Genomic DNA, 6,395 nt, shown 5'->3' on the forward strand with positions numbered 1-6,395 from the left:
GCCGGCCCATAAGGCCGGCGTTCCCAATTGGGGAAAATATCCCCTCTGACGCGGGGTGGAGCAGCCCGGTAGCTCGTCAGGCTCATAACCTGAAGGCCGCAGGTTCAAATCCTGCCCCCGCATCCATACCTTAAGCCGCTGATTCTAAACAAGAATCAGCGGCTTTTGTCGTTTCAGGGCCAACCTACCACACACCCCGCAGGTAACATATAGGTAACGGAAGAGAGCGAATTTGGGCGTAGCTGTGGTCAAGTTGAGTGCCGATTGGGTGAGACTGTCGGCCCCAATACTCAGCAGGCCAAGCTGAACTTCCCCGCCTGAACCGGACGCGAGCAGTATTTCCGGTCCATATGCCGAGGCCATTTTGATGCCGGCACCGACAGGCCACATGCCCTCCGCGAGGTCTTTTATGTTGTCATAAAGGTCGCACCGTCTCCGTGCCCGGCGTTTCCTCTTCGGACCTCGACCCCCTCCAGCATCATGTCCCGCACATCGGAGCCGCTGATGCCAGCATTGACGGTGACCTCGCATGGGCGTTGATGATTAACGCGCCGTGGATGAGATGCTATGATCATGAACCGTCGGCGCGGCCGTAGGAGCGGGGTAGGCCGAGCACATGCTCCGCGATCTGAGCCAGGATGATGTTCTCGGAGATAGGAGCGATGCGCAGCAGGCGAGCCTCGCGGAATAATCGTTCGATCGTGAATTCCGCCGCGTAGCCGTAGCCCCCCAAGGTCTGCATCGACCGGTCTGCCGCCTGAAAACCGGCCTCGCCGGCCAGGAACTTCGCGGCATTGGCTTCGGTACCGCAGGGGCGGCCATTGTCGTAGAGCCAGGCCGCCTTGGCGGTGACTTGCTCTGCGGCCAGCAGCCGCATGTAGCTGTCAGCCAGCGGAAACTGGATGCCCTGGTTCTGACCGATGGGCTGGCCGAACACGATACGGTCTTTGGCATAGGTGGTGGCCCGCTCCAAGGCAGCGCGCCCGCAGCCGATCGCTTCGGCGGCGACGAGGATGCGCTCGGGATTGAGGCCGTCCAGCAAATGATAGAAGCCGCGCCCAACCTCGCCGACGACATCCGACGCCGGCACGACGAGATCATCGAAGAAGACGTCGTTGGATGGCACGGCGTGGCGGCCCATCTTCTCGATAGGATGGATGGTGACCGCCTTGGGATCAAGGTCGGCCAGGAACAGCGTCATGCCGTCGGTTCGCCGCCGACACTCCTCAAGGGGGGTGGTGCGGGTGAGCAGCAGCACCTTCTGCGCCTGGCCGGCCTTGGTCAGCCAGGTCTTGCGGCCATTGATGACGAAGCGATCGCCGTCACGCTTGGCGAAGGTCTTGATCCGGGTGGTGTCCGTGCCGGCATCCGGTTCCGTCACGCCGAAGCAGACATGCAGGTCGCCGCGGGTCAATGCCGGCAGGTACTTCGCCTTCATCTCGGCGCTGCCATGCTTCACCACGGGATTGATGCCGAAGATGCTGAGATGGACGGCGCTGGCGCCGTTGAGGCCGGCCCCGCTGGCGCAAATCTCGTAGAGCACAAGGGCGGCTTCGGTGATACCTAGGCCGGCCCCTCCATATTCCTCCGGAATGGCGATGCCGAGATAGCCTGCCTTGGCGAACTCCGCATAGAATTCCCAGGGGAATTCATGCTTCCGATCAAGCTCGGCCCAGTATCCATCCGGAAAGCGTGTCATCAGGGCCCGGACGGAACGGCGAATTTCCTCATGGTCCGGTGACGAAAACATATCCATCGACGTTATCCCCCGGTCAGCATCCATTGGATCAGAATGCGACATTGTCTCCGCCCTTGGTCGCGAGCATCATGCGCGCTTCCGCCGGCGTGGCGATCTCCAGGCTCAGTTCCTCAAGGATGCGGCGTATCCTGGCGACCTGTTCGGCATTGGATTGCGCCAGCCGGCCCCGGCCGGCGTAGAGGCTGTCCTCCAGCCCGACCCTGACATTCCCGCCCAGGATCGCGCTCATCGTCACGAAAGGCATCTGGTGCCGGCCGGCCGCCAGGACCGAGAGATAATAGTCGTTCCCGAACAACCGATCTGCTGTTGCCCGCATATGCAGGAGGTTTTCCGGATCGGACCCGATCCCGCCCAGGATGCCGAAGATGCATTGGATGAAGAACGGCGGTTCGACGATCTTCCGTTCGGCGAAATGCGCCAGATTGTAGAGATGCCCCACATCATAGCATTCGAACTCGAAACGGGTGCCGTTCGCCCCCAGGACCTGCATGCCATGCTCGATCTGGCGGAACGTGTTGGACAGGATCATGTCCTTCGATCCTTCCAGATAGGGGGCTTCCCAGTCATGTCGGAACGCGGTGTGCCGTCCGGCCGCACCGGAAATGTTGAAATTGAACGACCCCATGTTCATCGAGGCGACTTCCGGCTGGAAACGGAGCGCTGGAGCCAGCCTTTCCTCCAGCGACATGCCCAACGCACCGCCCGTGGTGAGGTTCAGGATGGCGTCGCTCTGCTGCTTGATGCGGGGCAGGAATTCGCCAAACCGCTCCGGCGTCTGGTCCGGCTTTCCCGTCTCGGGATCGCGTGCATGGAGATGGATCATGGCCGCCCCCGCCTCGGCGGCAGCAACGGCTTCCCGTGCGATCTGGTCTGGCGTGATGGGCAGATAGGGCGACATGGATGGCGTATGGATGCCGCCGGTGATCGCGCAGGTGATGATGACCTTGTCAGCGCGCCGCATATCCTGTTCCTCCGATTTTGTTAGCCGATCGCGTCAGCATCCCTTGAATTGCGGCAGCCGCCGTTCGGCCCCCGCCGTCACGCCTTCGCGGAAATCCTGCGTGGCAAAATGGCCTTTCTGTTCGGTGGCCTCATGCGCCAGTGCTGCCGCAACCTGGTCGGCCAGGCCATGGCGCAAAGTCCGGCGGGTGGCGGTCAAGGCCAGCGGTGCTGCCTGCGCGATCTCGGTTGCCAGCTGGATGGCCGCCGTGCGCAGACCGTCGGGGTCGGCGAGAATATCGACCAGCCCGCAGCCAAGCGCCTCGTTCCCGTCGATACGGCGACCGGTATAGAAGAGGAGGGCGGCCTGCTGGGCGCCGACCAGCCGCGGCAAGGTCACGGTCAGGCCGAAGCCGGGATGGATGCCGATGCGGGTGAAGTTCGCGCAAAAGCGCGTCTCCGGCGTGCCCACGCGAAAATCCGCCATCAGGGCGAGGCCGAGCCCGGCACCGACCGCCGCCCCCTGCACCGCGGCCACCACGGGCGTCCCGCACCGGAAAAGCCGGAGCGCCTCGTGATAGAAGGGGGCGGGGTCGAACGGCTGGTCCGTGGCCGGGGCCACGCCGAAATTCACGCCGGCACAGAAATTCCGGCCTTCGGCGCACAGCACGATAGAACGCACGTCATCCCGATTGTCGGCCGCCTCGAACGAAGCAGCCAGATCGCGGATCAGCGCCAGGTCGAGGAAGTTGTTGGGCGGGCGGCGCATCTCGATGATGGCGACCGGCCCCTCCTGTCGGACATCAATGTCCATGGTCACAATTCCCTCACCAGCAGGCGGGGAATTGTGTCCAGCAGGCGGCGCTGGATCTTGCCGACCCCGGCGTCGCGGGGGATACGGTCGACCTGGATCAGCAGCGTCGGCCGCATGTAGCGGGGCAGATCGGCAACGGCCACCCGGATGTCCTCCGCCTCCACATCGGCTGCGACGGTATAGACCACCGCCTCGTGGCCCCGGCTGGCCGACGGAATGCGCCAGAGGGCGAAATCGCCAAGCGTGGGCACCTGCCGCAAGCGTTCCTCGACGAAATCGATGGGAACATATTCGGCGTTGACCCGGATTGATTCGGATATGCGCTCAATGAAGACGAGATTGCCGCAATCATCCAGCCGGCCCCGATCGCCGGTATGGAACCAGCCTCCCGGCCCCAGCGCCGGCTCCACCACCCCGCCCCGGCGGTAGCCGGAGAACAGGACCTGCGGCACCTTTTCGCGGACCAGGATCTCGCCCGCATCGGACAGCATGACCTCCATGTCATGGCGCGGCTGGCCCGCCTGGTGCAATGCGCCTTCCGGCGGCAAACCTGCGTCATCCTTGCGGAAGGTCCAATGGTGGCAAAGGCCCCCCGCTTCGGTCGAGCCATAGCCGCCGATCCCGATGGGAATGTCGAACTGGGCCAGGAAGGCGGGGTTGCAGGAAAAGCCGACGCGGACGGAATGGCCCTGGGCATCCTGAGCGGTGGTTTTCGTCCTCAGCAGGTTGGCCGGTGGCGCGTGCAGGATCAGCGCCGTCGCCCCATGCCCCTTCACCTGCGCCCAGAAATCGGTGGGGGAGAAGCGCTCGGTCGACAGGAAGCCCGCGCGCCCGGTCAGCGCGCCGACCACACCATTGCCGATGGGGTTGATGTGGAACAGCGGCAGGGGATTGACCACGACATCATGGCGGGTGAACCCCATGATGTCGGCGAAGAAGCGTCCCAGCCGGTGGAAATAGCCATGGCTCAAGGCACAGAATTTCGGGTTCCCGCTCGTGCCCGATGTGTGCAGGAAGGCGGCGACCTCGTCCGGACGGCAATGTTCCCCGGCACTGCCCTCGGCAGGTGTCAGCGGACCATCCTGCCATTGCACCACGCTGCCATCCCAGGCATCGCCGGCATCGAACTGGGGCAGGGGCCGGCCGGCGGCCTCTCCCGGTGCCCGACCGATCCAGGCGATGGCATCGGGGGCCAGATCGTCCAGCATCTGCGCCAGGAATGCATCTGGATAGGAGGGGTTGATCAGCGCCGTCTGGACGCCAAGCAGCTGTGCGGCCATCCAGGTCACGATATAGGAGGCGCTGTTCGTCCCGATCACCGCCAGCACCTTGCCGCGACCAAGGCCCGCGGAACGGAACTGTTCGGCGACCTGCCTGGCGCGATCAACCACCCGGGGCAAGGCGTCGGATTGCTGGAACGTGCCGAAGCGGGCCGCCGGATTTTCCGCCGCCGCTGTGGTGATCAACTGGGCGAGGTTGCTCATTTCAGCCCCTTCAGCACGTCGCTGCGCAAGATCTGCTGCGAGACATAGTTGCGAAGGACTTCAAGCGAACCGCCGCCGACCCGCAGCGTCTTGATATCGAAAAGGATTTGGCCATAGGGCTGGTCGTGGTAGAGGCCGTGGCCGCCGACCAGCGAAAAGACGTCGTTGATGACCTTTTCCGCAGCCTCGATCGCGACCTTCTTGGCCAGGCTCGCCTCGAACGCATGTTCCTTGCCCGCCGCCACCAGATTGGCCGCCCTGTCGCGCACCAGCGAGGCGGCATAGAGCTGGCTGTATCCGTCGGCGATCAGCCATTGGATGCCCTGGAAGTCGGTCACGCGGTTGGTGCCGACCTGCCGTTCACGCGCATAATCCGTCGCATCCGAAAGCGCCCTCTGGGCCGCACCCAACAGTTCCGACGCATTACCCAGCCGGCTGACATTGAAGGTGCTGAGGAAGGTCGCCAACCCTTGCCCCGGTTCACCAAGAACGGCGGATGCCGGGATGCGCACATTGTCGAATTCCATGTCGGCGGTGGGGAGCAGGCGTCCGCCCAGCGGGTTGCTGTGCGCGCGCCGCACGCCGGCCAGGTCCGTATCGACCAGGAAGGCGGTCAGGCCTTCCTCGGCCATGGCGTAGACCAGGGTGACATGGGATTCCTTACCGAGATTGATATGGATCTTCTCGCCATTGATGATCCAGTCGCCGCCGTCCCGCCGGGCCGTGCTCTTGAGTGCCTTCAGGGACGAGGCGGCGGTCCGTTCGGAAATGGATTCGGAGAAGATCAGGGAGCCGGAGATGAGGCCGGGGAGATAGCGTGCCTTCTGCTCGGGCGTCCCCCAGTCGACCAGCCAGCGCTGGCCCTGGATCTGTATCTGGCTGGACACCAGATTGTACCGGGCCATCGCCTCGGTGGTCAGGCAATATTCGGGGGCGTCCCCGCCATATCCGCCGAATTCGACCGGCGTGATGACGCCGATCAGGCCCTGCTGGCCCATCTCGGCGAAGGCCTCGGCGGGAAAGCGGCCGTTCCTTTCGCAGGCCCGGATCTCCTCCCGGAAATCCGTGGCGATGCGCCTGACGGTCTCCACCGCGGCCGCCGCCCAGGCCTGGTCCTTCAGATCGAGTTCGATGTTCATGCGATCTCCATGCGGAGCTGGGAAGCCGGTGTCCTTGTGGGACACCGTCCTCACCGCCTTCCGGCTGTTCAGGCGAGGGTCTCGGCTTCGCGCGCATCCGCCTTGTTGGCGATCGGCACCACCTCTTCGATCTGCTGCCGGAAGGTGAGCAGGGCGGGCAGGCCCGATGCCATGGCGCGCTCGAAGGCCGCCGCGAAATACTCCGTGGCCTCTACACGCTCGGCATAGGCGCCGAAAGATCGGGCCAGGGCCACGAAATC

Annotated in this window: 6 protein-coding genes and 1 tRNA gene; 1 reads left to right on the forward strand and 6 read right to left on the reverse strand. The window is 64.2% G+C overall.

Annotated features, from left to right (window positions below; genetic code table 11):
- Positions 1-49: 49 nt before the first annotated feature.
- Positions 50-126 (forward strand) — tRNA-Met (locus KBA48_RS31715).
- A 445-nt stretch (positions 127-571) separates the two neighbouring features.
- Here KBA48_RS31715 and KBA48_RS31720 read toward each other — a convergent pair.
- From KBA48_RS31720 to KBA48_RS31745, 6 genes are all read right to left on the reverse strand, one after another.
- Positions 572-1,756, reverse strand: a complete 1,185-nt coding sequence (locus tag KBA48_RS31720) for an acyl-CoA dehydrogenase family protein (protein WP_292912674.1) — start codon at positions 1,754-1,756, stop codon at positions 572-574.
- A gap of 31 nt (positions 1,757-1,787) precedes the next feature.
- Complete coding sequence (locus KBA48_RS31725) at positions 1,788-2,720, reverse strand: 3-keto-5-aminohexanoate cleavage protein (RefSeq protein ID WP_292912675.1); 933 nt, start codon at positions 2,718-2,720, stop codon at positions 1,788-1,790.
- A 33-nt stretch (positions 2,721-2,753) separates the two neighbouring features.
- Positions 2,754-3,512, reverse strand: a complete 759-nt coding sequence (locus KBA48_RS31730; protein WP_292912676.1) for an enoyl-CoA hydratase/isomerase family protein — start codon at positions 3,510-3,512, stop codon at positions 2,754-2,756.
- A 2-nt stretch (positions 3,513-3,514) separates the two neighbouring features.
- Positions 3,515-4,996 carry a class I adenylate-forming enzyme family protein gene (locus KBA48_RS31735; RefSeq protein ID WP_292912677.1) on the reverse strand — a complete coding sequence of 494 codons (1,482 nt, stop codon included), beginning with the start codon at positions 4,994-4,996 and terminating at the stop codon, positions 3,515-3,517.
- On the reverse strand, positions 4,993-6,135 hold the full coding sequence (locus KBA48_RS31740; protein WP_292912678.1) for an acyl-CoA dehydrogenase family protein: 1,143 nt from the start codon (positions 6,133-6,135) through the stop codon (positions 4,993-4,995). The genes KBA48_RS31735 and KBA48_RS31740 overlap by 4 nt, the downstream gene beginning before the upstream one ends.
- Positions 6,136-6,203: 68 nt before the next feature.
- Positions 6,204-6,395 (reverse strand): thiamine pyrophosphate-dependent enzyme (locus KBA48_RS31745; protein WP_367273903.1); only part of this gene is annotated, 192 nt, incomplete at its 5' end.

The organism is Niveispirillum sp. (assembly GCF_017996735.1).
Lineage (GTDB): Bacteria > Pseudomonadota > Alphaproteobacteria > Azospirillales > Azospirillaceae > Niveispirillum.